The 25333-nt window shown below is 70.7% G+C and carries 20 protein-coding genes, 2 tRNA genes and 1 pseudogene; 11 read left to right on the top strand and 12 right to left on the bottom strand.

What is annotated here, in order from left to right; all coding sequences use genetic code 11:
• Positions 1-63: 63 nt before the first annotated feature.
• From ACFHWY_RS16880 to ACFHWY_RS16865, 4 genes are all read right to left on the bottom strand, one after another.
• Positions 64-1656, bottom strand: coding sequence for a prenyltransferase/squalene oxidase repeat-containing protein (locus ACFHWY_RS16880; protein WP_416581146.1), 1593 nt, complete (start codon positions 1654-1656; stop codon positions 64-66).
• Entirely contained in the window at positions 1643-2548 is a 906-nt protein-coding gene (locus tag ACFHWY_RS16875; protein WP_416581145.1) for a terpene synthase family protein, read from the bottom strand. The genes ACFHWY_RS16880 and ACFHWY_RS16875 overlap by 14 nt, the downstream gene beginning before the upstream one ends.
• 9 nt (positions 2549-2557) lie before the next feature.
• Positions 2558-3937 carry a cytochrome P450 gene (locus ACFHWY_RS16870; RefSeq protein WP_416581144.1) on the bottom strand — a complete coding sequence of 460 codons (1380 nt, stop codon included), beginning with the start codon at positions 3935-3937 and terminating at the stop codon, positions 2558-2560.
• 318 nt (positions 3938-4255) lie between these two features.
• A tRNA-OTHER gene (locus ACFHWY_RS16865) sits at positions 4256-4331 on the bottom strand.
• A gap of 674 nt (positions 4332-5005) precedes the next feature.
• Here ACFHWY_RS16865 and ACFHWY_RS16860 point away from each other — a divergent pair.
• Positions 5006-5950 carry a hypothetical protein gene (locus tag ACFHWY_RS16860; RefSeq protein WP_416581143.1) on the top strand — a complete coding sequence of 315 codons (945 nt, stop codon included), beginning with the start codon at positions 5006-5008 and terminating at the stop codon, positions 5948-5950.
• 373 nt (positions 5951-6323) lie between these two features.
• On the opposite strand, the gene ACFHWY_RS16855 is transcribed toward ACFHWY_RS16860, so the two are convergent.
• The 5 genes from ACFHWY_RS16855 to ACFHWY_RS16835 all read right to left on the bottom strand — a co-directional run bounded on the left by ACFHWY_RS16855 (position 6324) and on the right by ACFHWY_RS16835 (position 9825).
• Positions 6324-7742, bottom strand: a complete 1419-nt coding sequence (locus ACFHWY_RS16855) for a tyrosine-type recombinase/integrase (protein ID WP_416581142.1) — start codon at positions 7740-7742, stop codon at positions 6324-6326.
• Between the two features lie 129 nt (positions 7743-7871).
• Positions 7872-7944, bottom strand: a tRNA-Arg gene (locus ACFHWY_RS16850).
• 89 nt (positions 7945-8033) lie between these two features.
• The gene (locus ACFHWY_RS16845) at positions 8034-9083 is read right to left on the bottom strand and encodes an alpha/beta hydrolase (protein WP_416581141.1); all 1050 of its coding nucleotides are present in this window, start codon (positions 9081-9083) and stop codon (positions 8034-8036) included.
• A 66-nt stretch (positions 9084-9149) separates the two neighbouring features.
• Complete coding sequence (locus ACFHWY_RS16840) at positions 9150-9356, bottom strand: hypothetical protein (protein WP_416581140.1); 207 nt, start codon at positions 9354-9356, stop codon at positions 9150-9152.
• Between the two features lie 58 nt (positions 9357-9414).
• Entirely contained in the window at positions 9415-9825 is a 411-nt protein-coding gene (locus ACFHWY_RS16835; protein WP_416581139.1) for an HPF/RaiA family ribosome-associated protein, read from the bottom strand.
• A gap of 343 nt (positions 9826-10168) precedes the next feature.
• Between ACFHWY_RS16835 and ACFHWY_RS16830 the strand changes: the two genes are divergently transcribed.
• The 3 genes from ACFHWY_RS16830 (at position 10169) to ACFHWY_RS16820 (ending at position 13641) form a co-directional block, all read left to right on the top strand.
• Entirely contained in the window at positions 10169-10996 is an 828-nt protein-coding gene (locus ACFHWY_RS16830; RefSeq protein ID WP_416581138.1) for a single-stranded DNA-binding protein, read from the top strand.
• An 87-nt stretch (positions 10997-11083) separates the two neighbouring features.
• Positions 11084-12061 (top strand): cobalamin biosynthesis protein, encoded by a 978-nt coding sequence (locus ACFHWY_RS16825; protein ID WP_416581137.1) that lies wholly within the window; start codon positions 11084-11086, stop codon positions 12059-12061.
• A complete protein-coding gene (locus tag ACFHWY_RS16820; RefSeq protein ID WP_416581136.1) occupies positions 12058-13641 on the top strand; it encodes a cobyric acid synthase in 1584 nt (527 codons plus the stop codon). The genes ACFHWY_RS16825 and ACFHWY_RS16820 overlap by 4 nt, the downstream gene beginning before the upstream one ends.
• Here the strand turns inward: ACFHWY_RS16820 and ACFHWY_RS16815 are convergent.
• The gene (locus ACFHWY_RS16815; RefSeq protein ID WP_416581135.1) at positions 13610-14011 is read right to left on the bottom strand and encodes a rhodanese-like domain-containing protein; all 402 of its coding nucleotides are present in this window, start codon (positions 14009-14011) and stop codon (positions 13610-13612) included. The genes ACFHWY_RS16820 and ACFHWY_RS16815 overlap by 32 nt on opposite strands.
• On the opposite strand from ACFHWY_RS16815, the pseudogene ACFHWY_RS16810 reads away from it, so the two are divergent.
• The 4 genes and pseudogenes from ACFHWY_RS16810 to ACFHWY_RS16795 form a co-directional block, all read left to right on the top strand.
• A pseudogene (locus ACFHWY_RS16810) lies at positions 13946-14851 on the top strand (uridine kinase family protein); the annotation flags it as partial. The gene ACFHWY_RS16815 and the pseudogene ACFHWY_RS16810 sit on opposite strands and share 66 nt — an antisense overlap.
• Positions 14829-16199, top strand: coding sequence for a dipeptidase (locus ACFHWY_RS16805; protein WP_416581134.1), 1371 nt, complete (start codon positions 14829-14831; stop codon positions 16197-16199). The pseudogene ACFHWY_RS16810 and the gene ACFHWY_RS16805, both read left to right, overlap by 23 nt.
• Positions 16200-16261: 62 nt before the next feature.
• Positions 16262-16468, top strand: a complete 207-nt coding sequence (locus ACFHWY_RS16800) for a hypothetical protein (protein ID WP_416581133.1) — start codon at positions 16262-16264, stop codon at positions 16466-16468.
• A gap of 104 nt (positions 16469-16572) precedes the next feature.
• Positions 16573-18141 carry an ATP-dependent DNA ligase gene (locus ACFHWY_RS16795; RefSeq protein WP_416581132.1) on the top strand — a complete coding sequence of 523 codons (1569 nt, stop codon included), beginning with the start codon at positions 16573-16575 and terminating at the stop codon, positions 18139-18141.
• 62 nt (positions 18142-18203) lie between these two features.
• Here the strand turns inward: ACFHWY_RS16795 and ACFHWY_RS16790 are convergent, their stop codons facing one another.
• Positions 18204-19013 (bottom strand): SURF1 family protein, encoded by an 810-nt coding sequence (locus ACFHWY_RS16790; RefSeq protein ID WP_416581131.1) that lies wholly within the window; start codon positions 19011-19013, stop codon positions 18204-18206.
• Between the two features lie 283 nt (positions 19014-19296).
• Between ACFHWY_RS16790 and ACFHWY_RS16785 the strand changes: the two genes are divergently transcribed.
• Positions 19297-20766 carry a cobyrinate a,c-diamide synthase gene (locus ACFHWY_RS16785; RefSeq protein WP_416581130.1) on the top strand — a complete coding sequence of 490 codons (1470 nt, stop codon included), beginning with the start codon at positions 19297-19299 and terminating at the stop codon, positions 20764-20766.
• On the opposite strand, the gene ACFHWY_RS16780 is transcribed toward ACFHWY_RS16785, so the two are convergent.
• Complete coding sequence (locus tag ACFHWY_RS16780) at positions 20767-22899, bottom strand: transglycosylase domain-containing protein (RefSeq protein WP_416581129.1); 2133 nt, start codon at positions 22897-22899, stop codon at positions 20767-20769.
• A 121-nt stretch (positions 22900-23020) separates the two neighbouring features.
• On the opposite strand from ACFHWY_RS16780, the gene cobC reads away from it, so the two are divergent.
• Together cobC and cobT are read left to right on the top strand one after the other, a co-directional pair.
• Positions 23021-24094 (top strand): Rv2231c family pyridoxal phosphate-dependent protein CobC, encoded by a 1074-nt coding sequence (cobC, locus tag ACFHWY_RS16775; protein WP_416581128.1) that lies wholly within the window; start codon positions 23021-23023, stop codon positions 24092-24094.
• Complete coding sequence (gene cobT, locus ACFHWY_RS16770) at positions 24094-25194, top strand: nicotinate-nucleotide--dimethylbenzimidazole phosphoribosyltransferase (protein WP_416581229.1); 1101 nt, start codon at positions 24094-24096, stop codon at positions 25192-25194. Before cobC ends, cobT begins: the two co-directional genes overlap by 1 nt.
• Positions 25195-25333: the final 139 nt, after the last annotated feature.

The following is a 25333-nucleotide window of genomic DNA, read 5'->3' as shown; positions in this document are numbered from 1 at the left end:
AAGGTCGCAGGTAACAGATCTGTCCGTTGTGGACACAATTCTCCGATGATAGCTGATCAACCGCTACTGTCCCGCCCAGGCGGGTACGGCGGCCAGCCAGCCCGCCGCCCGGTGCTGAGCAGCCAGTACGGCAGCACGAACGATCACCGTGGGCTGATAGAGGTCCTTGTCATGCCACAGCGCCAATCCGTCACGCCCGTCGTGATGACCGAGATAGGTGTGGGCGCGACGGATCGCCGTGACCACCTCTTCGCGCCGCTGTCCACTGGCGATCAGGGTCTGCACCGCGTACGCGGTCTCCTCGGCCGTGCCCTCCCAGGTGCCCCACGAGCCGTCGGCGCGTTGCGTCGCCAGCACCCAGTCGGCGGCGCTGGCGAGCGAAGCGTTCACCGCGGGCCTGGGACCGAACTCCGCCAACGATGCGGCGCAGCACGCCGTGGCGTAGAAGCGGGAGGCGTGCCAGCGGTCATCCCAGCTGCCCTCGGCGGCCTGGCGCTCCTGCAGCGCCACCACCAGCTGGCGCACGGTGGTCCGGTAGCGGTGGCCCGGCTCAGAATTTCCGCCCGTGTGCTGCCCGAGGGCGTCGAGCACGTGGGCGTTGGTGGTGACGCTGAAGCCGTCCTCGCCGGGCCAGGTGCAGAAGCCCTCGCCGGTCTCGAAGTGGAAGAGGCAGTCCGGGGACACCGCAACCCCGAGCCGGGTGAGCGCGAACAGCGCGACCGAGGTGGTGTCGGCGTCGGCCGGCAGGCCGGGCCCGGTCGGTGTGCCCGCCGAACCCAGGTTCGCGGTGAGGCTCTCGACCAAGCCGGGAGACGCCGTCAACGGGATACCTGCCCGCACCAGGGTGGCGGTCACCCAGGCCCGCTCGAAGACGGTGATCGGCGTCGCGCACGGTACCGGGCCTCCGTAGCGGCGCACCGTCTCCTCCAGGAACGTCACGGCCTGCCTCCCGTCGTGGCGGTCCGGCGTACCGAGCCACGCGGCCGTCGCGGCCGGCGAGGCCCCCACCGTCCCGGGCGCCATCGACAGCACGCCCGAGGCGGTCGGGGCGAGATCGGGCAGGACCTCCAGGGCGTGCCACAACTTCTCGGGCACGGGCGCCCCGGTCGCCACCATGCGGCGGACGGCGCACAGCCGCTGGCGACTCATACCCGCAGGTAGGTCAAGCGTTGGCCGCCGCCAGCGTGGTTCGCCCGACATCCGCGCAAGGTGGCCGAGGTGCTCGTTGAGCGAGTCGACAAGTGCCGGCACGATCAGGTCGATGGCGGGTGTGTCCGGTAGCGGCCCGCAACCGCGCAGCAGCAATGTCAGGTTGTCCAACGCCCGGTCGACGGCGCGCGTCACCTCGGCGGCGTTCGAGGTGGACGGTGGGCGCAACGCCGCGAGCAGTGCCTCCGTCGCACTCAGGGTGGGGACGAGCGCGTAGCCTCCGGGTGGTCCCCACCCGCCCGCCGGGCCCTGGGAGTCGAGCAGGTACCGCACCCGGTCGGCGTGCCCGACCAGCCATGGAGCGAGGCTCACCAACCGCGCGGTCTCATAGATCGACGGGGAGGTGTGGCCGGCGGGCTCGCGCAACATCGCGGCGACCAGGTCGCGGGCCAGCCCGGCGAGGTCCATCATCGACCCGGCCGGTGTGCCACGGTCAACGGTCGTCATCGGTGCCCCAGAAGTCGCCTCCACCGTAGAAGGATGTGGTGAAACCCAGCTCACGCCGCAGGTAGCCGGCCTCCCGTGGGCACCGCTCCGCCAGCGCGTCCAGCAGAGTCCGGCAGCCACGGATCTGGTCGCCGACCTGTCGACGCACCTCGGCCTGGCCGACCCCCAGCATGAGGATGTTCAGGTCGCCGGCCTTGATGTCGCGGCCGTAGCTGGCCAGGTCGTTGACCAGCCGCAGGACCTTCTCCACCGTCAGGCTGGCGGTGATCAGCTCGGCGAGCCGCTGCTCGTTGTCGCAAGCTCCAGTAGCGATCCAGTGCGAGACATTCACCCAGGTGGCGCCGTAGCCGGGGGCGTTGTCCAGATACTCACCCGGGCCGGGTAGATCTGTCGGGTCCGCAGCCTTGGCCGCCCGCCACTGCCACTCCCTCAGCTCCGCATCGAGCATCCGGTGCAACTCCTTGCGCCACGAATGCTGGAGGCGGTCGAACGCTGGCGCCGCGGCGAGGTCATCGCGGATGTCGGCGAGGAACCGTCCCAGCGGATCGTCGGCGGCCGGCGCGTCGCCGGCGGCGACGGACAGGCAGGCCGTCACGGTCGCGGCGGCCGCCTCGGCGGTGGTGGCCACCGAGTCGATGTGCCAGTCCTCGGCGGTGACCCACAACGACGCCCGGTTCGCGGTACGCAGCTCGGCCGCGCTGCACCATGGCGCGATGAACGCGGTGGACAACGCCAGGGCGCTCAGCATCGTCGCGTCGACCGGAGGGTCTGGAAAGAGACTGGGGTACGCGGCGACCTGGGCCTGCAGGTCACGTTGACCCTTGGACGCCACGGCACAGATGCGTCCCTGCTCGGCGGCGAGCTCGAACGCGGTGGCGGGGGGTGGGGACATGATCGGCTCCTAGCGGGCGACGGAGGGTACACGCCCTGTGAGCGTCAGCTCGACGCGTCGTCGTGGACGCAGCGACGCGGCGACCCGTATCCCGGGCACCGAAGGTTCGGTCAGGGCGAAGCGGTACCTGCTGATCAAAGTCGCGACGATCAGCTGGGCCTCCAACTGGAACAGCTGCTCACCCAGGCATCGATGTATTCCGAGGCCGAACGGGTAGTAGGCGGAGCGGTGCCGCTGTTCGGTCCGTTCCGGTGCGAACCGCTCCGGGTCGAAGGTCTCCGCGTCCGGGCCCCAGAACACCTTCATCCGGTGAGTGGCATAGGGGGAGAGGATCACCGTCGCGCCCCTGTCGATCCGCACCCCGCCCAGCACGTCCGGGCCGGCGGCTCGGCGGGGGACGATCCAGCCGGCGGGAAACAGCCGCAGGAGTTCGTCGAGCACCATGCGGGTGTAGCTCAACTGGGGCAGGTGATTGGCCCGGACGGGACCGGCGCCGACTACATCGTCGATCTCGGCGTAGAGCCGGCGGGTGACGTGCTCGTGCGTGGCGAGGACGGGCCACAGCCAGGTCAGTGCCGCGTAGCTCGTCTCGGTGGTGACGGCGACCATCGAGACCAGGTCGTCGCGCATCTGCTGCTCGGTGAGGGGCTGCCCGTCCCGGCTCGCCCGAGCCAGGGTCGACAACACGTCCCCCTCGGTCCCGGGCTGACGCAGCGCCTGCCGGAGAACCGGTAGTAGAATTCCGTCGATCTCCTGCACCGCTCGATGGAAGCGCCGGTCGCCCGGCATCGGTACCCACCAGGGCACGACGGGGGCGAGTAGCCGCGGGGCCATGGCGGTGACTATGGACTCCTGCGCCGCCATGATGCGCAGGGCCTCATCGACGTTCAGCCGGTCGGCGAAGAACACCCGCATGATGGCCGCGCAGACGAGGCGGGACAGCTCCGACCCGATGTCGACGACCGTGCCGTCCTCCGCCGCCCGGTCGAGTCGGTCGGTCGCCCCGTCGACCGCCTCGGCCATCGTGTCGACCAGCGACTTGATGCGGGCCGGGCGGAACAGCGGAGCCAGCGTCTTACGGCTTGCCGCCCACGTCTCACCCTCGGAGAGGATGCCGTCGCCCACGAGCCGGCGGACCGAGCGCCACAGAGCGGTGTTGTCGCCCCGGAGGTAGTTGCCGGCCCTCTCCTGCAACACCTGCTGGACATGATCGGGATGGGTCACGAGGTACGGGCTGGAGATCCCGAGCCCGAGACGGACGACCTCACCGTCGGCGGCGTTACCGACGTCCACCAGGGACTGATGCGCGTCGCGAAGGGCGCTCGGCAGCGCCTTCCAGACCGGTACTTTCCTGGGCTTGCCAACTGCTCTGGCCTCCGGTGTCTCCACTGCGGATGCTTCCTCCTCCGGCTCGCTCCAGTAGTTGCAGGTCGCGCAACTTCCAGGACTAAAGGCAGCCCAAGTGTGCAAGTTGTGAGGGCGATCTAGCAATGGGTGATCGCCCCCGTTGCGTGGCCATGCCCGTACCGGTCACCGGTTCTGGGCGTCGGCCACCCCCACCAAGTGCTCACTCAGGCCGAAGACATGGCCTGCAAGGGCACCGACGTCACGATCGCGGCGACACCGGACATCTGCCGGTAGACCTGTGGTGTCATGCCGCACGTCGGGCGTTCGGCGGCGGCCTCGCGCCGGGGAAGTTGGCGGTGCGCCCGGCAGGATTCGAACCTGCGGCCTTGGGGATTAGAAGTGGTATTCACGTTCTGGTCCCTGGCTTCACGAGCTTCTTTAGCTGCAAAAACTCTTGCTCCGAGTCGCTCTACTTTCGCTGGCAACCTGCATTTCGCACCACGAATAGCTCCACGGGTGGCCAGGAGGACGCTAGGTGCCCCGTGGTGTGGTGACACCTGTAATCCCGTTCGAGTGCGTTCGAGGGTCCGATGGGCGGGTGGCGGTTCCTCTGGGATGTAGGAGTCAGCTTCGCCGGCAAGTCGACGGCCAGCGAACCTTGACATCTTCAGGAGCGCCGGACCGCAAGCACTCCCGCTATGGTGTCTGAGGGGCCGAGGCTGGCTGGCTCCCCATGTGAGCTTGAGTGTTGCGGTCCGGAGATTGCTCCAGTTGTAGCTCTCGGTTGCGCTGCTCTTCCTTAAGGTCCTCTACGCTAGGCGACACCCTTGCTGAGACCACCTCAATGCCAGCCTTCCCTCAAAATTTCCGCAAGGTCGAAGGAAATTACTCCTCAAAAAGTGATCCCTGAGCTGCAGGAAGTCTTCGATAAAAGCAGTCCGAGGCGGCTACAGGCGTTGACACGCCTTGATCCGCATGGTCGACTCTAACTACAGGTCACTGCGGCATGACGCAGGGTAGTGACCGAACGGGGGCATTAAGAGAGAAATTCAGCGGACGCCTTGCGTCATCTACTTGTTTAATTAACGTTCGTATCAGCAGATCGGAAAAGTGTTGCGCATCAAGCAGTTCATCTCCTCTGGCCTAATGGCGACCGTGGCGGCGAGCACGCTAGTCCTCAACATGGTCACGCCAGCTTCCGCCAACACGGGTTCTGTGACGGATCGAGTTGATCGAGCCCTCGCCGCAGCGGGCGTGGATTCGGCCTCGCCTGCCAAGATCTCAGTTGGTGACTCAAAGGTCACCATCAGTTCCGAGAGCCCGTCGGCCAGCATTAGGGCCGGCAAGAAGGTAGCGTCCATCGCTCTCGCGGCGCCGAGCAAGTCGAGTTCCACCTACCGTGGCACGGGTCGGGCTTTCAGCCGTGTTGCTCCCGATACTGACGCTGTAGTTCGAAACGAGAACGGGTCGGCGCAGATCGTTAGCGTGATGCAGAGCGATGCCGCGCCGACGCAGCAGCGGTACGCGGTCGGCCTGCCGGCTGGTGAGAAGCTGGTGCCGAGTGGTTCGGGCTTCAAGATCGTGGATCTGTCGGGCAAGGCTACGGGGGCCGTCGAAGCACCTTGGGCCAAGGATGCAACCGGAAAGAGCCTTCCGACCCGTTACCTCGTTCAGGGCGGCACCCTGATTCAAGAGACCGACACCGCTGGTGCGGTGTTCCCTGTCGTGGCCGACCCCAAGCTCACCTATGGACTCGGTGTCTACTTGAACATGTGGGGCTACGAGCTTCGCGCTTACGTGATTGAAATCATCGCACTCGGCGGGGTTGGCTTCGTTGTTGCTTGTACGGCGACCGGCTATATCCCCAATCCGGCGCTGAAGATTCTTGCACAGTTGATCTGCGGCGCTGCCTCAATCAACCTGACCAAGGTCTGGACGGCGATGGTCGACACCTATAACACCACGAGTATCAACAATCGCTCCTGCTACCAGGTGAAGATTGTGCCATCGGTGGCCTCGAAGCTTGTCACTGTCGGCTCTTCTAACTGTAGCTGACTGGAAAGAGTGATGGGGCGGCCCCCAGGGGCCGCCCCATCACTCTGGCCGTACCGGCTGCCGGCTACCGGCTGCCTTCCCGAGTGAGGAGGAATTCCGCGAGCGCCACCGGCAGCATTCCAATCACTCCTAGTAGAGCGGCCTGCCAAAACGGTAGGTCCACGATCATTCCGACCGCAAACAATAGCAGTAGCGCTGCAGGATACGCGAGCTTTACATAGCGTCTCATGGCGCGACTGTAGCATATGAAAAGAAGGAGGGTAACTGTTCTTAAATAGAGATCATCTCAACGAGATCCGGGTAAGTGGCGGTACTCCAAGGGGGCAAGGCTACTGTAAGTCGCCAGCCCGTACTGGGCTGCCCTGCGTCAGCCCTATTGAGGCTCTGCAACGGTAGCGCCACGACCTGGAACTGCCTTGACCGAACCCTCTGCGGAAAGTAGGGCTAAGGCTCGGTGGGCGGTGCCGATCGAGACACCATGTATCGCAGCCAGCTTCGCGACTGCAGGAATCCTGTCACCGGGTAGTAGTCGCCCGGCTGCGATCTCTCTCCGCAATTCACGAGCGATCCTCTGGTACGGGCTGCTCGCCACCGTGCGCTGTGTTGGCACTGCGGGGCGCGGTGGCATCCGAGCGGCCAGCGTCCCCGCAGCTCGCTGGTCCGACTCCGAGAGCCAGGCGGCGTACACCCTGAGCGTTGTCGTCCCACCACCGCCGTGACCAAGCCGTCCGGCCACAGTCCGCACGTCGACACCCGCGTTGATTAGCTCGGTTGCCGAGTAGTGGCGCAGCGAGTGAATGTGGCTGTCGATGCCGAGCCGGCTAGCGAGTCGGCCGTACCGCTGGGTGATGGTGTCAGGGCGGTAGCCACGCCTGTTGTCTGGCCCGGGGGAGAAGACATAGTCGGTAGGGTCGTTGTCCGTATCGAGCTGCGCTAGGCGGTCGATGTACCGGCCGTGCAGTTCGCGCAGCACTTCGATCGTTTCCGGGTCTAGCGCCACCCGCCGCTGTTGGTGCGTCTTGGTGTCCTTCTCCTGGATTTGGCCGTGCACATCTAGGTAGGCACTGCGCCGCAGCGTCAGCACACCGGCGGCCAGGTCGAGATGGTGCCAGCGCAGCGCGGCCAACTCGCCGCGGCGGGCGCCGGTCGTCATGGCGAGCCAGACCAGCGCGCCCCAATCCGGGTCACGCCACGCCTCGCTGATGATGCGGGCTGCGTCGGCCGGACTCGGCGGCTGCGGGTCGGGGTGCGGCGGTGCAGGTGGTTCGGCCTGGCTGGCAGGGTTGACGCCGATCCAGCGCCACCGGACCGCCCGGCTGAGAGCACCACTGAGGATCCAGTGAATTTGCCGTACCGATGAAGCGCTGAGCGGCTTGCAGACGTGCAGCCGGCACTTCGCGGTGCAGGTGTGCTCGCCGTCCACGCGGTGCTTTACGTACGCCTTGCCGCCGCACCAGTCGCGGCAGCGGCGCAGGCTCGCGTAGAACGACTCCAACGTCTCGGCGTCGAGTCGGCCGACCGGCAGTTTGCCGAGCACGGGTCGTACAAGCTTGTTCAGCTTGTTCTCGTAGCCCATGCGGGTGGTCGGCTCGATGTCCACCACTTCGAGCCACCGGTCGAGTAGCTGGTTCAAGGTGGCGCGGGTGCGCGGGCTGCGCTTCTCGTCGACCTGGTTGAGGAAGCGGGTCCGTACCTTCTCCGCCTCTCGCTCGGCGGTCCGGCCCGCCGGGACGGTCTCGGTGAGGTAGTGCCGCTTGCCGGTGAGCGGGTCAACGCCCGCATAGACCCTCACGCGGAGTGATCCGCTGGGGAGCTTCATGATCTCGCCGCGCTGCCGCTTCACGCCTGCCACGAGGCCGACAGTAGCTCGATGGCTCCACGAATAGCTCCACGCGAGCCGGCTTGACGGAAGAAGTGCCTGTGCGCCCGGCAGGATTCGAACCTGCGGCCTTGGGATTAGAAGTCCCCTGCTCTATCCGCTGAGCTACGGGCGCGTCGAGTACGGCGCGAGAAGGGTACCGCCGTCGGTGCCTCGCATGCTGGAACGGGTGGGCCCGAGCGCTGGCGTGCCGGTAAGGGTGGTTCAGGCGTCCGCGCCCGCCTGGGGCGTGGTCAGCGCCGCTGATGCGGCCCTGTTGCCTGTTGGCTCGCGGGGTTGCGGTGGGGCCGGGCGGTGGGTGGTCGCTCCGGCGCCGAGGAACGCCTCGGCCCACCGGCCGACCTCGGCGAGGACCTTCTCGCGTACGGTGGGGCCGGAGAGCGTCAGGTCGTGCAGACCACCGTCGAACCGGGCCACGGTGACGTGCTGGCCGAGGCGGGGAGCCCAGCGGACCATGTGTTCGACGTCGAGGACGGCGTCGGCGAGGCTCGCCGAGTCGTGCCACTTGATGCCGCGGAAGGATCGGGTGGAGCAGGCGAGTAGCACCGGTACCGGGACGTGCAGCCCGGCGCGCAGCCGCCGCTGGCCGGTGCGGATGGCGTCCACCCAGCCGGCCCGGACGGGGAAGCCGGCCAGCGGTTTCCAGGCCAGGTCGTACGTCCACTCGCCCCGGTGGTCGGCGTGGATGCTCTCGCCGTACACGGTGCCGAGCCGGAACGGGAGGATCCGGTGTGGCGCCCGGCGGCCCAGGCGCGCGACGGCGGTCGCGAGGGGGCGACGCACGAACCAGGGTGCGTTGAGGTCGAAGAAGGGGCTGTTGAGGAACAGTCCGTCGACCAGCCCGTTGTCGCGGCGGGCGTCCGCCCAGAGCGAGATGATCAAACCGCCGGTCGAGTGGCCCATGGCGAGCAGGGTGTCGTGCCCGTCCCCGCCGCGGATGATCTCTGCGGCGGCGTCCAGTTCGGGGAAGTAGTCGCCGAGGTCGCGGCAGAAGTTGGCGGTCTGGTGCGGCAGCAGGCTGCGACCGTACTTGCGCAGGTCCAGGGCGTAGAAGTCCCAGCTCCGGTCGGCGAAGAAGTCGGCGACGTGGGTCTGGAAGAAATAGTCGACGAAGCCGTGCACGTAGAGCACGGCGCGTCCGGTGGGGCGCTCGGCGCGGCGGCGGACCAGGGTGGCCACCACCGGGCCCTCGTCATCGCGGCCCAGGTCGATGGTGTGCCGCTCGTACGGCGGGCCCAGCACGTCGGGTTCCACGCCGCCGACGGTACGCCGGCAACCTACCCAGTGGTAGCCCCCGCTGTCCCTTAGTTGCGGCCGGGCTCAGTCGCCCTCGGCCTCGCGGCCGGGCGGCTCCTGCGAGGTGGTGACGCGCCCTCGGCCGGGGCCGTACGGCGACACCTGGTCCACCGGCACCGAACGGTGCTCCCGGCTCGGCGAGGAGTCGCCGGCCGGGTTGGGGCCGTCGCTGTCCTGGACCAGCCGGGTCTCGCCGCTGCGGCGCATCTCCGGTTGCTGCACGTTGGGCATGTCGTTCACCTCTTCCTGGTCGGTGCGCCGGCCGGGCGGTCCCTGGCCGGCGGCACGATCACCTCTGGTCGGTCGTCGCGGCTTCGGCCGGCTCGTCGCCCGGTGCCGCAGGGCCGGGCGGGGTGTTCACCCGCAGGTGCTTGTTGTTGCGCGGCTCCTGGCGGGTCTTCGCGTCGTTGAGCTTGCGGCGCAGGTCGTCGCGGGCGTCGTTGAGCGCCGCGTGCAGGTCTTCTTCGGTCGAGGTGGTGACGATCTTCTGCCGGCCGGCGATCCAGCATTCCAGTGTGACCTTCTGACCCTTGGCCTCCCGGTCCTTGACCGACAACTCCAGTTCGGTGGCGTCGGCGTGGAAGGTGGCCAGCCGGGCGTCGAGCGTGGCGAACTGGGCGACGATCCAGTTCCGGTCGGTCTGCGAGAAGCCGGCGCCGAGCCGGAGGCACTCCGTGACGGTGGCCGGGTTCGGGCTCATCGCCGCACCTGACCAGGGACGCGGGCGGAATGGGTGTTGGTCGTCTGCATGATCGCTGACCTTTCGTTCGACGTCGTGCTCACTGGTGCGGTTGACACATCCCTACCCAGGTCGGCTCCGTCCGGAACGTGGCCATTCGCCGCCTGTGGATCATCGCGGTCCGGGCCTGGACGGGTCAGGGTCGACCGGCCTAACACGCCAGGACCTTGATCAGGCGGTTGTCCACAGATGCTCTCGTCGTCCACAGGTGCGGCCTGCGGGGCTGCCCGAGGGCGGTGTCGGGGCGCAGGCTCAGGTTCGAGTCGGCTTGCGAAGACAAGGTCTAGGTTCCGCTGGAGGGACGATGTTCGATACTAATGTGACGATTGTCGGCAATGTGCTGACAGCGCCTGAGTGGCGCCGGACCACCCAGAGCAACACCCTGGTGGCCAACTTCAAGGTCGCTTCGACGGCCCGGCGTCTCGACCGCGACAGCGGGCGCTGGGTCGACGGCAACAGCCTGCGGGTACGGGTCAACTGCTGGCGGAAACTCGCCGAGGGGGTCGCCGCCTCGGTGGCGGTGGGCGACCCTGTTGTGGTCTGCGGCCGGCTCTACACCCGCGACTGGACCGACGACGCCGGTAACCACCGCACGCTCTACGAACTGGAGGCCGTCGCCGTCGGCCACGACCTGTCCCGGGGCCGGGGCCGGTTCCTGCGTAACCGGCCCAGTCTGGCCACCAGCGCCGTCACCGACGCCGAGGCCGCAGACCGGGTACACGGTGAGCCGACCGAGCCGGTGCCGGACGACCAGGTACCCGCCCGACTCGACGATGGTCCGCTCGACGACGACTTCGAATTGCCCGACCCCACCCCGTCGAGGGTCGGGCGGTCCGACGGCCTTGGTGACGAGCAGGGCTGGCCCGACGGCGCGGCGCCGGCCTCCGGCGCCGAGACACGGCCCGTCTCTGGCGGTGATGAGCTGCTCGCGTCCGAGGATCTCGACCAGGTCCTCGACGCCGAGCAGACAGCCTCGGTCGTGCTGGCGGCCTCCGACGGGTCGACCCCGGCGCGGGCCGTGATCACCGTGCCCGAGGAAGGGTTGGCGGTGGGTCCGGAGGAATCGGGGGCGGATGTCGCCGTCACCGGGCGGGGCCGCCGAGGGCGCGGGAGGCTGCCGCAGCCCGCCTGACGGGCCGACCGGGCGGTCAGCCGGCCTGGTGCCAGGCTCGGCTAGGCTGGCCGCCCGGGGGTGGTACGGGTGCGACACGCGGCAGCGGTGGCTAACGCCGTGGGGATAGTCACGGGGTACGCGCTGGACACGCTCGTCGGTGACCCCCGGCGCGGACACCCGGTGGCCGGGTTCGGTCGGGCCGCCGCCACCCTGGAGCGCCACATCTACCGACCCGACCGGCTCGCCGGCGGCGTCTTCACCCTGCTCTCTGTCGGCGTGCCAGTGCTGGCGGGAGCCGTCGCCGCCTACGGAACCCGGCATCGGCCGGTCGCGCGTGCGGCCCTGGTCGCCGCCGGCACCTGGGCGGTACTGGGCGGGCGCAGCCTGCGCCACGAGGCGAAGTCGATGGGTCGGGCTCTGCGCGCCGGTGACCTGCCGGTCGCCCGGCAGCGGCTCGGGCATCTCTGTGGGCGGGATCCGTCCTCGCTCGACGAGCACGAGTTGGCTCGGGCGACGGTGGAGTCGGTTGCCGAGAACACCTCTGACGCCGTGGTCGCCCCGCTGGTCTGGGGCGCGGTCGCCGGGCTGCCCGGCCTGCTGGGCTACCGCGCGGCGAACACCCTCGACGCGATGGTCGGTCACCGCAACGCCCGGTACGCCCGCTTCGGCACCCCGGCCGCCCGCCTGGACGACCTGCTGAACCTGGTGCCGGCGCGGCTGACCGGTTTGCTCACCGTCGCGCTGACACCCACCGGCAAGGGCGCCCGGGACCGAGCCTGGCGGGTGTGGCGGCGGGACCGCGACGACCATCCCAGCCCCAACGCAGGGCAGTGCGAGGCGGCGATGGCTGGAGCGTTGGGCGTGCGGTTGGGCGGGCGAAACGTGTACTTCGGCCGGACCGAGGTGCGTCCGTTCCTCGGTGACGGGCCCCGCCCCGAGGCGCGGCACCTGCCCCGGGCCGCCCGGATCTCCCGCGCGGTCGGGCTTGCGGCGCTCGGGCTTGCGGCGGCGTACCCGCTGACCGCCGGTCGCCTGGTCGGTGCCGCCGTCCAACGGGCCGGCCGGTCGTGGCTCCGGCGGTGACCGGTGGGCTCCTGGTCGCCGGGACGACGTCGGACGCCGGCAAGAGCGTGCTCACCGCCGGCATCTGCCGATGGCTGTACCGCCAGGGCGTGAAGGTGGCGCCCTTCAAAGCGCAGAACATGTCGAACAACTCCGTCGTGGTGGTGGGCGCGGACGGCCGGGGCGGCGAGATCGGCCGGGCCCAGGCGATGCAGGCGGCGGCCTGCGGGATCGAGGGGGACCTGCGGTTCAACCCGGTGCTGCTCAAGCCTGGCAGCGACCTGTCCAGCCAGGTGGTGCTGCTCGGCCAGGCCGTGGACACGATGACCGCCGAGACCTTCCGCAGCCTGCGTCCCCGGTTGGCCGAGACCGCGTACGGGGCGCTGGCGCAGCTGAGGTCGGCGTACGACGTGGTGATCTGTGAGGGGGCCGGCAGCCCGGCGGAGATCAACCTGCGGGACGGCGACTACGTGAACATGGGCCTGGCCCGGCAGGCCGGCCTGCCCACCATCGTGGTCGGTGACATAGACCGGGGCGGTGTGTTCGCCGCCATGTTCGGCACCCTTGCCCTGCTCGACCCCGCCGACCAGGCGCTACTCGCCGGCTTCGTGGTCAACAAGTTCCGGGGCGACGTCGGCCTGCTCGCCCCCGGTCTGCACATGCTGCACCGCGTCACCGGCCGCCCCACGTACGGTGTGCTGCCCTGGGCGCTGGACCTGTGGCTCGACGCGGAGGACTCGCTCGCCTACGGTCGGGTGCTCGGCCGGCCGGCCGCCCCGCACGGCACCGAGTGGCTCGACGTGGCCGTCCTGCGGCTGCCCCGGATCAGCAACGCCACCGACGTCGAGGCGCTGGCCACCGAACCCGGGGTGCGCGTGCGGCTGACCGTCGAGCCGGCGGAGTTGGCCGCCGCCGACCTGGTCGTGCTGCCCGGCTCCAAGTCGACAGTGGCCGACCTGGCGTGGCTGCGTGAGACGGGTCTCGCCGAGGCGGTCACCGCGCACGTGGCGGCGGGCCGCCCGGTGCTCGGCATCTGCGGCGGCTTCCAGATGCTGGCCCGGGCCATCCACGATCCGGTGGAGAGCCGCCGGGGCACGGTGCCCGGCCTGGGTCTGCTCCCCGTCGAGATCACCTTCGCTGCGCAGAAGACGGTCCGGTCCGCGTCCGGCACCGCCGCCGGTGACCTTCCGGTACGCGGCTACGAGATCCACCACGGGTACGTCTCGGTCGCCGACCCGGAGCTGCCCCCACTGCTACGGGATGCTGGTGGCGTCGGCGAGGGTGCGCTGCGCGACCTCGTGCACGGCACCCACTGGCACGGCACCTTCGAGTCCGACGAATTCCGCCGTTGGTTCCTCACCCGGGTCGCCCGCCTCGCCGGGCGTACCGGCTTCCGGGTGGCGCCGGCGACGTCCTTCGCCGCCGTCCGCGAGCGCACCCTCGACCTGCTCGGCGACCTGGTCGAGGAGCATCTGGACACGGACGCCCTGTGGCGGCTGATCGAGACCGGTCCGCCCGCCGGCCTGCCGTTCGTGCCACCCGGAGCCCCGCCGCGCAGAGCCGGGACGGTCAGCGACGGACGTCGGCGACCTGGTCGGTGAAGGGCAGTCCCGCCGACCGCCACGCCTCCACGCCACCGATCATGTCGGTCGCCTGGTTCAGGCCGAGGGCGCGAAGACTGGCAGCGGCGAGGCTGGAGCTGTACCCCTGGCAGCACAGCACCACGATTTCCAGGTCGTATCCGGTGGCCTCCGGGATGCGCCAGTCGCTGGCCGGGTCGAGCCGCCACTCCAGCACCGTCCGGTCGAGCACGATGACGCCGGGCAACTCGCCCTGATTCCGTCGCTGGGCGTCGGTGCGGGTGTCGATCAGGAGGGCTCCCCGGGTCGCGGCCTGCACGGCTTCCTGCGGCGTCAGCCGGGTCATGCCCGCGCGGGCCTGTTCCAGCAACGCCTCGACACCAGGACTCATCACGGAATGGGACACGCCACGAGCATGCCGTCGCGCGCACGGGCGTGCGGTCCGAAGCGGTCCGGGACAACCCGATCGGTAACGTCGGTATCCGTGGCGGCGGTCTTCGAGGCGTACGCCGGACTGGCCCGGCGGGTGCTGGCCGGTCCGGCCCGGTTGGGGCGTACCCGGTTGGTGGCGGTAGACGGTCCCAGCGGCGCGGGCAAGACCGTCTTCGCGGCGCGCCTGGCCGATGCTGTCGCCGCCGAGTTGGCGGGCGTCGGGGCGGCGGGCCTCGCGGCGGCCCGGTCGCCGGTGGTGCACACCGACGATCTGCTCGACGGGTGGGACGACCAGCTCACCTTCTGGCATCGGCTGGAGGAGCAGGTGCTGGCGCCGGTGCGGGCCGGGCAGGTCGGTGCCTACCGGCGCTACAGCTGGGTACGCCGTCGGTTCTTGACCAGGTCGGTGCCGGTGCCGGCCGCGCCGGTGCTGATCGTGGAAGGGGTCAGCGCGGCCCGGGCCGCTGCCGTCGCCGAGGCGACCCTGGCGGTCTTCGTCACCGCGCCGCAACCGCGACGGCTGGCCCGGGCGGTGGCCCGCGACGGGCCGGCGATCCTGCCGGAGCTGCGCCGCTGGCACCTCATCGAGCAGGCACACTTCGCCGCGGACGGCACCGAGGTCCGGGCCGACCTGCTGGTCGACGGTGCGCCCACCCTGCCTCACGATGCCGACCGCTACTACCTGCGGGCCACCCGACCGCGGGCGCTGCCGGAGGGGTGCCGCCCCGGGTGACGCGAACGTCGGCCCTGGGTGAGAACGGCATACGATGCCGGTCATGACCACACCGATCGTGACCGAGGCCGACCTGCGAGAGTCAGTTACCCGGGAGCTGCCCGGTGTCCGGGCCGACCTGGAGCGTCTCGTCCGCATCCCCGGCATCGCCTTCGAGGGCTTCGATCACTCACACGTGGAGCGTTCCGCCGAGGCGGTGGCCGAGTTGCTGCGTGGCTGCGGGCTCGACGTCGAGGTGGTGCGCGCCGGTGGCCAGCCGGCGGTGATCGGCAGGCGGGCGGCACCGCCGGGCGCGCCGACGGTCATGCTCTACGCCCACCACGACGTGCAGCCGATCGGCGACCGGGCGCTGTGGGAGTCCGACCCGTTCGAGCCGGTCGAGCGGGACGGCCGGCTGTACGGGCGCGGCGCCGCAGACGACAAGGCCGGCATCATGGCCCACGTCGCCGCGCTGCGCGCGTTCGGCGACCACCTACCGGTCGGCGTGGTCGTGTTCGTCGAGGGGGAGGAGGAGTACGGCTCGGACTCCCTGGAGCGACTGCTCGCCGAGCACCGGGACGAGCTGGCCTCCGACGTCATCGTGATCGCCGACTCGACCAACTGGGATGTCGGTGTGCCGGCGCTGACCACGTCCCTGCGCGGCATCGTCAACTGCTTCGTCGAGGTACGCACCCTGGAACACGCCGTGCACAGCGGAATGTTCGGCGGTGCGGTGCCGGATGCGCTCACCACCCTGGTCCGGCTGCTCGCCACGCTGCACGACGACGCCGGGAACGTGGCGGTGCCGGGCCTGGTCGCTCGCGAGGGGGCCGGCGTCGACTACCCCGAGGACCGGTTCCGGGGCGAGGCCGGGCTGGCCGACGGGGTGCGGCTGTTCGGCAGTGGGCGGATCACCGACCGGTTGTGGACGAAGCCGGCGCTGGCAGTGCTCGGCATCGACGCCCCGGCTACCGGCGAGGCGCCCAATGCGCTGGTCCCGACCGCCAAGGCCAAGCTCAGCGTACGGCTCGCGCCGGGCGACGAACCGAAGCGGGCGTACGCGGCGTTGCGCGGGCACCTGGAGCGGAACGCGCCGTGGGGCGCGCAGGTGGAGATCACCTTTGAGCACGACGGCGCACCGTGCGTCATCGACGCCAGTGGCCCGATGTTCGACGCGGCCCGGTCGGCCTTCCGTACCGCCTGGGACGGCACCGACGCGGTGGAGATCGGGGTCGGTGGTTCCATCCCGTTCATCGCCACCTTCCAGGAGATGTTTCCGCAGGCGGCGATCCTGGTGACCGGGGTGGAGGACCCGCACGCCCGGGCGCACGGGCCGAACGAGAGCCTGCACCTGGGCGAGTTCGCCAGGGTCTGCCTGGCCGAGACGTTGTTGCTGGCCAGGGCTGCGCAGGTGCGGCAGGGAACAAACCCGTAACTTCCGGTGGTCGGTGGCCGTTTCCGGTGTGTCGGACGCGGGGCTGTTGTAGCCTCTCGAACATGCGTACGAATGAGGTTCTTGCCCGCCTGGAGGCTGCTGTGAGCGCCCTGGGAGACGTGGACGTCGACGCCTGGCCCGAGGACACGCTCAGGGAACAGCTCGGCGAGTTGTCCGCCGCCCTGGTCGCCCTGGACACGTCGCTGACCCGCATCGCCGACGGCGTCCGAGCCCGCGGCCTGCGGATCGAGGAACCGGTCCCGGTCTGACGCCGCCGCTCCCAGTGCGCCGGCAGCGCGCGTCAGGAGGGCCCCCTCCTGTATACCAGGCGTTAACCGGGGTCCCTTCCTTGCGCGGCTGGCAGGATGAGGTCGTGCGGTTCTTGGACCTGGCTGCCACCTCGGCCGCCGTCGGTGCCATCAGTGGCCGGCGGGCCAAGGTGGAGTTACTCGCCGACGCCCTGCGACGGCTCGACCCGACCGAGATCGTTGCGGGTGCCGGCTGGCTCGCCGGCGAGTTGCGGCAGCGACAGACCGGCGTCGGCTGGGCTGCGCTGCGCGACCTGCCCGCGCCGGCGGCCGAGCCGACCCTGACCGTGGCCTCGGTCGATGCGGCGATCGACGGGATCGCGGCGGTGAGCGGCGCGGGCTCGCAGACCCGTCGACGGGCCCTGGTGCGGACGCTCTACGCCACGGCGACCGCCGACGAGCAGCGCCTGTTGACCGGCCTGTTCCTCGGCGAACTGCGCCACGGCGCCCAGGCGGGGCTGCTCGCCGACGCGATCGCCCGGGCCGCCGGGGTACCGGTCGCCGCGGTGCGCCGGGCGTTGCTGCTCAGCGGTGACCTTCGGGCGGTGGCGGTGGCCGCGCTCGGCGGCGGGGCCGCGGCGCTGGCCGGGTTCGGGTTGCAGGTGGGGCGGCCACTCGCGCCGATGCTGGCACAGAGCGCGCCGTCGGTCGACGAGGCGCTCGCGGCCACCGGTGCGCCCGCCGTGGTCGACGTCAAGCTCGACGGCATCCGCATCCAGGTGCACCGCAGCGGGTCCGACGTCGCCGTGTTCAGCCGCAGCCTCGACGAGATCACCGCACGGGTGCCGGAGGTGGTCGCCGCGGTACGCGCCCTGCCGGCCCGGGAGATCGTGCTCGACGGCGAGGCGATCGGCCTGGACGCCGCCGGTCGGCCGCTGCCGTTCCAGCAGACGTCGAGCGTGGCCGCCCGCGCACCGGTCGCCGCGGCGGTCAGTGCCGCCGCTGAGCGGACCGCTGAGACCGTTCTCGTGCCGTACTTCTTCGATTTGCTGCACCTCGACGGCGTGGATCTGATCGACGTGCCCGGCCGCGAGCGGTGGGCCGCGTTGAACGGCATGGCCGACGCCTCGCGCCTGGTGGGGCGGGTGGAGGTGGGCGGCCCGGAACAGGCCGGCGCGGCGTTCGCCGCCGCGCTCGACGCCGGCCAGGAGGGCGTGGTGGTGAAGGCGCCCGACGCGCCCTACGACGCCGGCCGGCGCGGCGCGGCCTGGGTGAAGGTGAAGCCCCGGCACACCCTCGACCTGGTGGTGCTCGCCGTGGAGTGGGGCAGCGGGCGGCGTACCGGCTGGCTGTCGAACCTGCACCTCGGGGCGCGCGACCCGAAGAGCGGCGGGTTCGTGATGCTCGGCAAGACGTTCAAGGGTCTCACCGACGAGCTGCTGCGCTGGCAGACCGAGCGCTTTCTCGGCCTCGCCGTGGAGCGCGGGGACTGGTTGGTCCGGGTCCGACCCGAGCAGGTCGTGGAGATCGCCTTCGACGGCGTGCAAACCAGTCGACGTTATCCCGGCGGGGTGGCGCTACGCTTCGCGCGGGTGGTGCGCTACCGCGGAGACAAGACCCCCGCCGAAGCGGACACCATCGACGCCGTGCGCGCCGTCCAAGCCGCCCGCCCGGCGCAGTCCTCGTCGATCTAGGGCTCTTCGTCGTTCCTGGAGATCAGCGAGCGACACTTGTCCCTAGATCGACGTCTCGTGGATCAGGCGGCGGGAACGTCGGCGGCTCGGTCGCGAGGGCGGTCGTCGGTCACGCCGGCCAGGCGGCGGGCCTCCCGGCGGGCGACCCAGCCGTAGCCGAAGAGAGTCATCGCCGCGAAGATCCACCACTGCACGACGTAGCCGAGGTTCTGCCAGTTGTTGGTGTGGCCCACCGTCACCGCCTTGAACAGCGGGTCGGCGGCGGGGGTCTGCTCGTCGAGCAGCAGGTACGCGCCGTGCACCGGATACGGCAGCTCTCCGGCGAGCTGTGGCACGGACACCCGACGACTCTCCAGTAGGCCGTCGCGTCGGGCCACCTTGGCGTCGCCACTCTCGCTCGCGTGGATCCGTCCCTCGACGGTCACCTCGCCGGCCGGTGCGGGCGGCACCGCCGGCCGGGCGATCGCCCCACCCGGGGCCGGCGGAATCCAGCCCCGGTCCACCAGGACGGCGGTGCCGTCGGCCAGAACCAGTGGGGTGACCACCTCGAAACCGACCCGGCTCTCGACCGTCCGGCCCCGGACCAGGACGACGTTGTCGGTGTCGTAACGACCGCTGACGGTGACCCGGGTGAAGGTCCGCTCCTGCGCGGGCGGCGCGCCGGCCGTGCCGGGCTCTGCGATCGGCGCGGGCAGTGCCTCCCGCAGCGGTACCGGGTCCATCCGCAGGCCGGCGTCGATCCGCTCGTTGACGGCCGTGCGGCCGTGGTAGCGATCCAGTTGCCAGTTGCCGAGCAGCACCATCACCGTGGCGGCGGCCAGGGCCAGCGCGAGGATGCCCAGCCAGCGCGGCGTCAGCAGGAACCGGTACACGCCACGAGGCTACCCGTGTGACCGCCGCCACTGCGTCGAGCCGCCACCGTGGCCACCTTGCCGTCGTGCCGTGACGCCGCCGCAGGCAGTGGCCGTCGATACGCCGGGACGAAGTGGCGCGGACGTGGCGGAGCGTGCCCGCGTCGGGGCGGTCCGCCACGGGTGGTTCGCCCCGACGCGGGTGAGGACCGGGATGGTACGTGTGCCTCGCCGGGTTCGGCTATCGTCACGCGGGCGGAGCGCGCCGACGGTCGGCGCGCCGTCCGTTCGCGAGGAGCCGATGATGACCGTCGTGCCGCGTCTGGTGCTCAGCGCCCCCTCTTCTGGACATGGCAAGAACGCATTGGCGATCGGTCTGCTCGCCGCGTTCGCCGACCGGGGCCTCGACGTGGCCGGGTTCAAGGTCGGACCGGACCAGGTGGACGCCGCTTACCTCGGGCTCGCCGCCGGCAGCCCCGGACGCACCCTGGACCCGCGGTTGGTGGGCACCGAACGGTTGGGCCCGCTTCTCCTGCACGGCGCGGCCGACACCGGTCTCGCCGTGGTGCAGGGCAGCATGGGCCTGTACGACAGTCTCACCGGCCGGCACGAGACGGAGTCGACCGCCGCCGTGGCCACCGCGCTGCGCAGCCCGGTGGTGCTGGTGGTCGACGTCGCCGCGATGGGGCAGTCGGTGGCCGCGCTGGTGCACGGCTTCCGGGCGTACGACGAGCAGCTGTGGATCGGCGGCGTGATCCTCAACCGGGTCGCGTCTTCCCGGCACGAGACGTTGCTGCGTGAGGCGCTCGACGACATCGGCATACCGGTCTACGGCGCGCTGCGTCGCCATGATCTGCCCTCGGTGCTACCGTCGCGCCGGCACGGGGTGATGCCGGTGCTCGAAGGCACCGGCGACGCCGCCCGGGCGGTCCGCCGGTTGGGTGAGGCGGTGACCGCCACGGTGGACTTGGAGCGGCTGATCGGGCTGGCGCGTTCCGCCCCGCCGCTGGGGGTGCAGCCGTGGTCGTCGGCGGGCGCACCGCCCCTTCCGGCGGGCGCCGCACCGCCCGTCGTCGCGGTGGCCGGGGGGCCGGCAGGTAGCTTCAGCCACGCCGAGACGGTCGAGCTGCTGCGCGCCGCCGGGGCTGAGGTGGTGACCGTCGACCCGTTCGCCGACGAGGTGCTGCCGGCCGGCACCCGGGCGTTGGTGGTCGGCGGTGCCTTACCCGAGTCGTACGCCGAGCGACTTTCGGCGAACCGTCGGCTCTGCATCGCGGTCGCCGAGTTGGCCCGGACCGGCCGGCCGGTGATCGGCGAGGGTGCCGGCCTGCTCTGGCTGGCCCGGGAACTGGACGGGCTGCCGATGTGCGGGGTGATCGACGCCGTCGGTACCAGTCGGGACGGACTGGTGGTCGGTTACCGCGAGGCGACCGCGCAGGAAGACAGTGTGGTCGCCGCCCGGGGTGAGGTTATGGTCGGACACAAGGAGCATCGTGCGGTGCTCACCCCTCGGGGCGGGCCGCGGCCGGCGTGGAGCTGGCCGGGCGGTGCGCCGGAGGGGTTCGTTTGGCGAGGCGTGCACGCCTCGCAACTCGTTCCGCACTGGGCCGCGTACCCCCGCATCGCGCCGCGCCTGGTGGCCGCCGCTTCGGCCGAGCCGGCCACGGTCGCGGCCGGGGACGGTGGCGCTGCCCCGACCGATCGGGCTGTTGTCGCCCCGGCCGGCCCGGCGGGCGTCGCGGGTTGCGGCCCGGCCGGAGGGCCGTCCGCCTGATCAGCCGACTATCCGGTCCGACGGCGGGACGAAGTCCCGGGCCGGCTTGCCCTTGAGGGCGTCGCGGAGGGTGTTGGAGACCGCGGCGATCGGGATCTGCGACTGACCGTCACCCACCGCGTTGAACGGGTTGTCCGGGTCGGAGATGAAGCTGGCTGCCGCCAGCTCCGGGGTGTAGCCGACGAACCAGGCCGACCGGGTGCTGTCGGTGGTGCCGGTCTTGCCGGCCACCGGCCGGCCGACCGTGCCGCGCACGCTGTCCGCCGTCGACCAGCCGCCGCAACCGCCCCTGGCCGGGGTGTCGCCGGTGGGGCAGCGGGCGGCGTCGGTGGCGGCCCGGGCGGCGTCGGCGCTGACCACCTGTCGGCAGCGCGGCTTGGCGACCTCCCGTTCGATTCCGCCGGCCGTGCTGAAGGTGGTCGGGGTGCCGTCCCGGTTGTAGATGGCGTTCACCGGTATCGCCTCGCAGTACCGCCCGTCGGCGGCGATGGCGGCGTAGGCGTTGGCCATTTCCAGCGGGGTGGCGTCGGAGACGCCCAGGGTGAACGCACCCCACTTGTTGGCCCTCGACGGTGAGGCGTGTTCGCGGTCCACGTCGGTACGCCAGCGCAGCCCGAGCTGCTCGGCGAGCCGTACCGCCTTCTCCGCCCCGACCTGCTCCTCCAGCCAGACGAAGTAGGTGTTCACCGACTTGCCGAAGCCGGACCACATCGTCTGGGTGCCGCTCATCGCACCGCTGGCGTTGGACGGCTGCCAGCCGTCGTAAATTTCGGATCGGTAGCTGTGCGGCGCGTTGAAGGTGGTGTTCAGCGTCATGCCGGCGTCCAGCGCGGCCAGCATGGGGAACATCTTGAACGTCGATCCCGCCTGGTAGCCCGGTAGGTCACCGCCGCCCATCAGCGGTGCCACCGTGTTCGGATAGTTCGCCTTGATGTTGGGCCCGGCCTCGGGGTTGGAGCTCAGCGGGTTCTCGTCCAGGTTCAACGAGTAGGTGCGGTTGACCGCCATCGCCTTCACCCGCCCGGTGCCCGGCTCGGAGACCACGATGCCGTTGGCGAACGGGCTGCCGGTGTTGCCCTTGGTGCCGACGTTCTTCTCTGCCGCCGCCTGGATCTTCGGGTCCATGCTGAGCACGATCCGGTAGCCGCCCCGGCGCAGCTTGTCAATCCGTTGCAGCCGGTTCTCCCCGAAGGCGGGCTGCGCGCTCCACCAGTTCTTCAGGTAGTCGCAGAGGAAGCCCCAGCTGTTCCACTCCTGCGGCACCGAGGCGCAGTCGTTGGGTGGGTAGGTCAGCCGTAGCCGGATCGGCTCGGTCTTCGCCGCCTCGGCCGAGTCCGGCGAGAGGTAGCCGAGTTGCGCCATGTTGTTCAGCACGTAGTTGCGTCGTTCGGTGGCGCCCTTCTGGTCGGAGCTGGCCGGGTCGTACTGGGAGGGGGATTTCACCAGACCGGCGAGGGTGGCGGCCTCGACGGGGGTGAGTTCCTTCGGAGTTTTGGAGAAGAAGATCTCGCTGGCGGCGTAGATGCCGTACGCCCGGTGTCCGAAGTACGCCGAGTTGAGGTAGCGCTCGAGGATGTCCTCCTTGGTCAGCTCCTTCTCCAGGTCGACCGCCAACCGCATCTCCTTGATCTTGCGGATCGGGGTCTGTGCGGTCGCCTCCTGCACCTCCATCGGGGTGCTGGCGCTGTCCCGCAGCGCCATCCGGACGTACTGCATGGTCAGCGTGGAGGCGCCCTGTGAGACGCCGCTGGAGCGGGCGTTGGCCACGAAGGCGCGGGCGACGCCCTTCGGGTCGACCCCGTGGTGTTGGTAGAAGCGGCTGTCCTCGGCGGCCACGATGGCCTGCTGCATGTTCGGCGAGATGTCGGCGAGCTTCGTGTACTGCCGGTACTCCTCGTAGAACATGGTCAGCACGGTCTTGCCGTCGGGCGCGTACACGTAGGAGGTCTCGGCGGGCAGGGCGGTGGCCAGCAGGCGGGTCTTGCTCTCCACGGCGTGCGCGGTCGCCTTGGCGCCGAGGCCGGTGACGGCGACCAACGGGTACGCCACGGCGGCGACGACGATGCCGGCGATCAGTGCGGCACGAAGAAGAGGGACGAGACGACCAGCGGCAGCAAGGGGTCGGTTGCTCACTCCGTTAAGTTATGACATTTCCGATTCGTCCATGAGAAATACTCATGAAGTGATCGGTGGTGATGTGGTTAACCCTGCCGGCTGCTGTCCCACCCGGCGGCTTCCCGGCAGGATCGCCGTCATGCATGGTCAGTCGACCGGGACGTCCTACGAACCGGACCTCGCCCACCACGGCGACGCGGAGGTGGGCGCGGGCCTGGTCGACCTTGCCGTGAACGTGCGGCGCGCACCGATGCCGCCATGGCTGGCCGACCCGATCCGGGCATCGCTTGCCGACCTCGCCGGCTACCCCGACCCCCGCCCGGCCCGTGCCGCCGTCGCCGCCCAGCACGGCCGGCCACCGGCCGAAGTGCTGCTCACCGCCGGTGCCGCAGAGGGCTTCGTGCTGCTCGCCCAGGCGCTGCGCGGGGTACGCCGACCGGTGGTGGTGCACCCGCAGTTCACCGAGCCGGAGGCTGCGCTGCGGGCCGCCGGGCACATCGTGCAGCGGGTGCTGCTCGACGCGGCGAACGGCTTCCGGCTTGATCCGGACCGGATCCCCGACGACGCCGACCTGGTCATGATCGGCAATCCGACGAATCCCACCTCGGTGCTGCACCCCGCCGCCGTCCTGGCCGCCCTGGCCCGCCCCGGTCGGGTGCTGGTGATCGACGAGGCCTTCGCCGACACCACCGCCGCGTCCGGCGTACCCGGCGAGCCCGAGTCGCTGGCGAACCGCCGGCATCTGCCGGGGCTGGTGGTCGTGCGCAGCCTCACCAAGACCTGGGGCCTGGCCGGGCTACGGATCGGCTACCTGCTCTCCGACGCCGCACTGCTGCGCCGGCTGGCCGCCGTACAGCCGCTCTGGGCGGTCTCCACGCCGGCCCTGGCCGCCGCGTCGGCCTGCGCCGGCCCCGAGGCGGTACGGGCCGGGCGCGCCATCGCCGCGCAGCTGACGGTCGACCGCGAGCACCTGGTCACCCGGCTGTCGACCCTGCCCGGCGTACGCGTCGCCGGCCAGCCGGCCAGCGCCTTCGTGCTGGTGCGGATCTCCGGCGCCAACCGGATCCGGCACGCTCTGCGGGAACGCGGCTGGGCGGTACGCCGCGGCGACACGTTCCCGGGCCTCGGTCCGGACTGGCTGCGGATCGCGGTACGAGACCGGATGACCACCGATGCTTTCACCGAGGTGTTGGCGGAGATCATGGAGGCATGATGCTGGAGACGACCATCGCGGCGATCTGCCCACTCGACGAGCCGGCGATGACCGCGGCCCGCCATCTGCAGGCCCGGTTGACCAAGCCGGCCGGCTCGCTCGGTGTCCTGGAGGAGTTGTCCATCCGCCTCACCGGGCTGGCCGGCGCCTGCCCGCCACCGCCACCCAGCCCGGCGGCTTTGGCGATCTTCGCCGGCGACCACGGGGTTCACGCCCAGCGGGTGACCGGTTGGCCGCAGGAGGTCACCGCGCAGATGGTCGCCAACTTCCTGGCCGGCGGCGCGGTGGTCAACGCCTTCGCCCGGCAGGCGGGAGCCTCGGTGACCGTGGTCAACGTCGGAGTCGCCACCCCGCTGCCCGTACCCGCACCGACCGACACCGACCACCATCCAACCGGTACGGACGGACCCGACGTTCCCCGTCTGGTCGTCGAGTCGGTACGACTCGGCACCCGGGACATGACCGTCACCGCCGCGCTGAGGCGGGAGGAAGCCCGGGCGGCGGTCGAGGTCGGGATCCGGATTGCCGGGGAGTTGATCGACGCGGGCGCGGGGATCCTGCTGACCGGCGACATGGGCATCGCCAACACCACCCCGGCCGCCGCGCTGATCGCCGTTTTCACCGCAGTGGACGCCGCCGAGGCGACCGGCCGAGGCACCGGTGTCGACGACCCCACCTACCAACACAAGATCGAGGTGGTACGGGCCGCGCTGCGCCGCCACGATCCGGACCCGGACGATCCGCTCGCCGTGCTGGCCGCCGTCGGCGGCCTGGAACACGCCGCGCTGACCGGGTTCGTGCTCGGTGCCGCCGCGCGCCGGGTACCGGTGCTGCTGGACGGGGTGATTGCGGTCTCCGCCGCGCTCGCCGCGGCGGCCCTGGCCCCGGACGCGGTCGGCGCCATGGTCGCCGGGCACCGCTCCGCCGAGCCCGGCGCGACGATCGCGCTGCGCCGGCTCGGCCTGACGCCGCTGATCGACCTCGGCCTGCGCCTAGGCGAGGGCACCGGTGCGTTGCTGGCCCTGCCCGTGGTCGCCAGCGCGGTCCGGGTGTTGCACGAGGTAGCCACCTTCGACTCCGCCGGGGTGGCCGAACAGTGAATTGGCGACCCGTTCGGCTCGCGAGGAGTGCAGCGCAGCGGAGCCCCGCAGTCGCGAGCGAAAGGCTGATCCGGTGAGCGCGAGGAGTGCAGCGCAGCGGAGCCCCGCAGTCGCGAGCGAAAGGCTGATCCGGTGAGCG

The organism is Micromonospora sp. LOL_024 (assembly GCF_048060415.1).
GTDB lineage: Bacteria > Actinomycetota > Actinomycetes > Mycobacteriales > Micromonosporaceae > Micromonospora.
This window is presented reverse-complemented; position numbering and strand designations above follow the sequence as displayed.

Bases quoted from the DNA above. Each gene is read 5' to 3' on its own strand.
- ACFHWY_RS16815 (WP_416581135.1), bottom strand. From the start codon at position 14,011: ATGAGTCCTGGTGTCGAGGCGTTGCTGGAACAGGCCCGCGCGGGCATG.
- ACFHWY_RS16880 (WP_416581146.1), bottom strand. From the start codon at position 1,656: ATGACGACCGTTGACCGTGGCACACCGGCCGGGTCGATGATGGACCTC.
- ACFHWY_RS16840 (WP_416581140.1), bottom strand. From the start codon at position 9,356: ATGCCCAACGTGCAGCAACCGGAGATGCGCCGCAGCGGCGAGACCCGG.
- cobC (WP_416581128.1), top strand. From the start codon at position 23,021: ATGCATGGTCAGTCGACCGGGACGTCCTACGAACCGGACCTCGCCCAC.
- ACFHWY_RS16800 (WP_416581133.1), top strand. From the start codon at position 16,262: ATGCGTACGAATGAGGTTCTTGCCCGCCTGGAGGCTGCTGTGAGCGCC.
- ACFHWY_RS16835 (WP_416581139.1), bottom strand. From the start codon at position 9,825: ATGAGCCCGAACCCGGCCACCGTCACGGAGTGCCTCCGGCTCGGCGCC.
- cobT (WP_416581229.1), top strand. From the start codon at position 24,094: ATGCTGGAGACGACCATCGCGGCGATCTGCCCACTCGACGAGCCGGCG.
- ACFHWY_RS16785 (WP_416581130.1), top strand. From the start codon at position 19,297: ATGACCGTCGTGCCGCGTCTGGTGCTCAGCGCCCCCTCTTCTGGACAT.
- ACFHWY_RS16830 (WP_416581138.1), top strand. From the start codon at position 10,169: ATGTTCGATACTAATGTGACGATTGTCGGCAATGTGCTGACAGCGCCT.
- ACFHWY_RS16805 (WP_416581134.1), top strand. From the start codon at position 14,829: ATGACCACACCGATCGTGACCGAGGCCGACCTGCGAGAGTCAGTTACC.
- ACFHWY_RS16875 (WP_416581145.1), bottom strand. From the start codon at position 2,548: ATGTCCCCACCCCCCGCCACCGCGTTCGAGCTCGCCGCCGAGCAGGGA.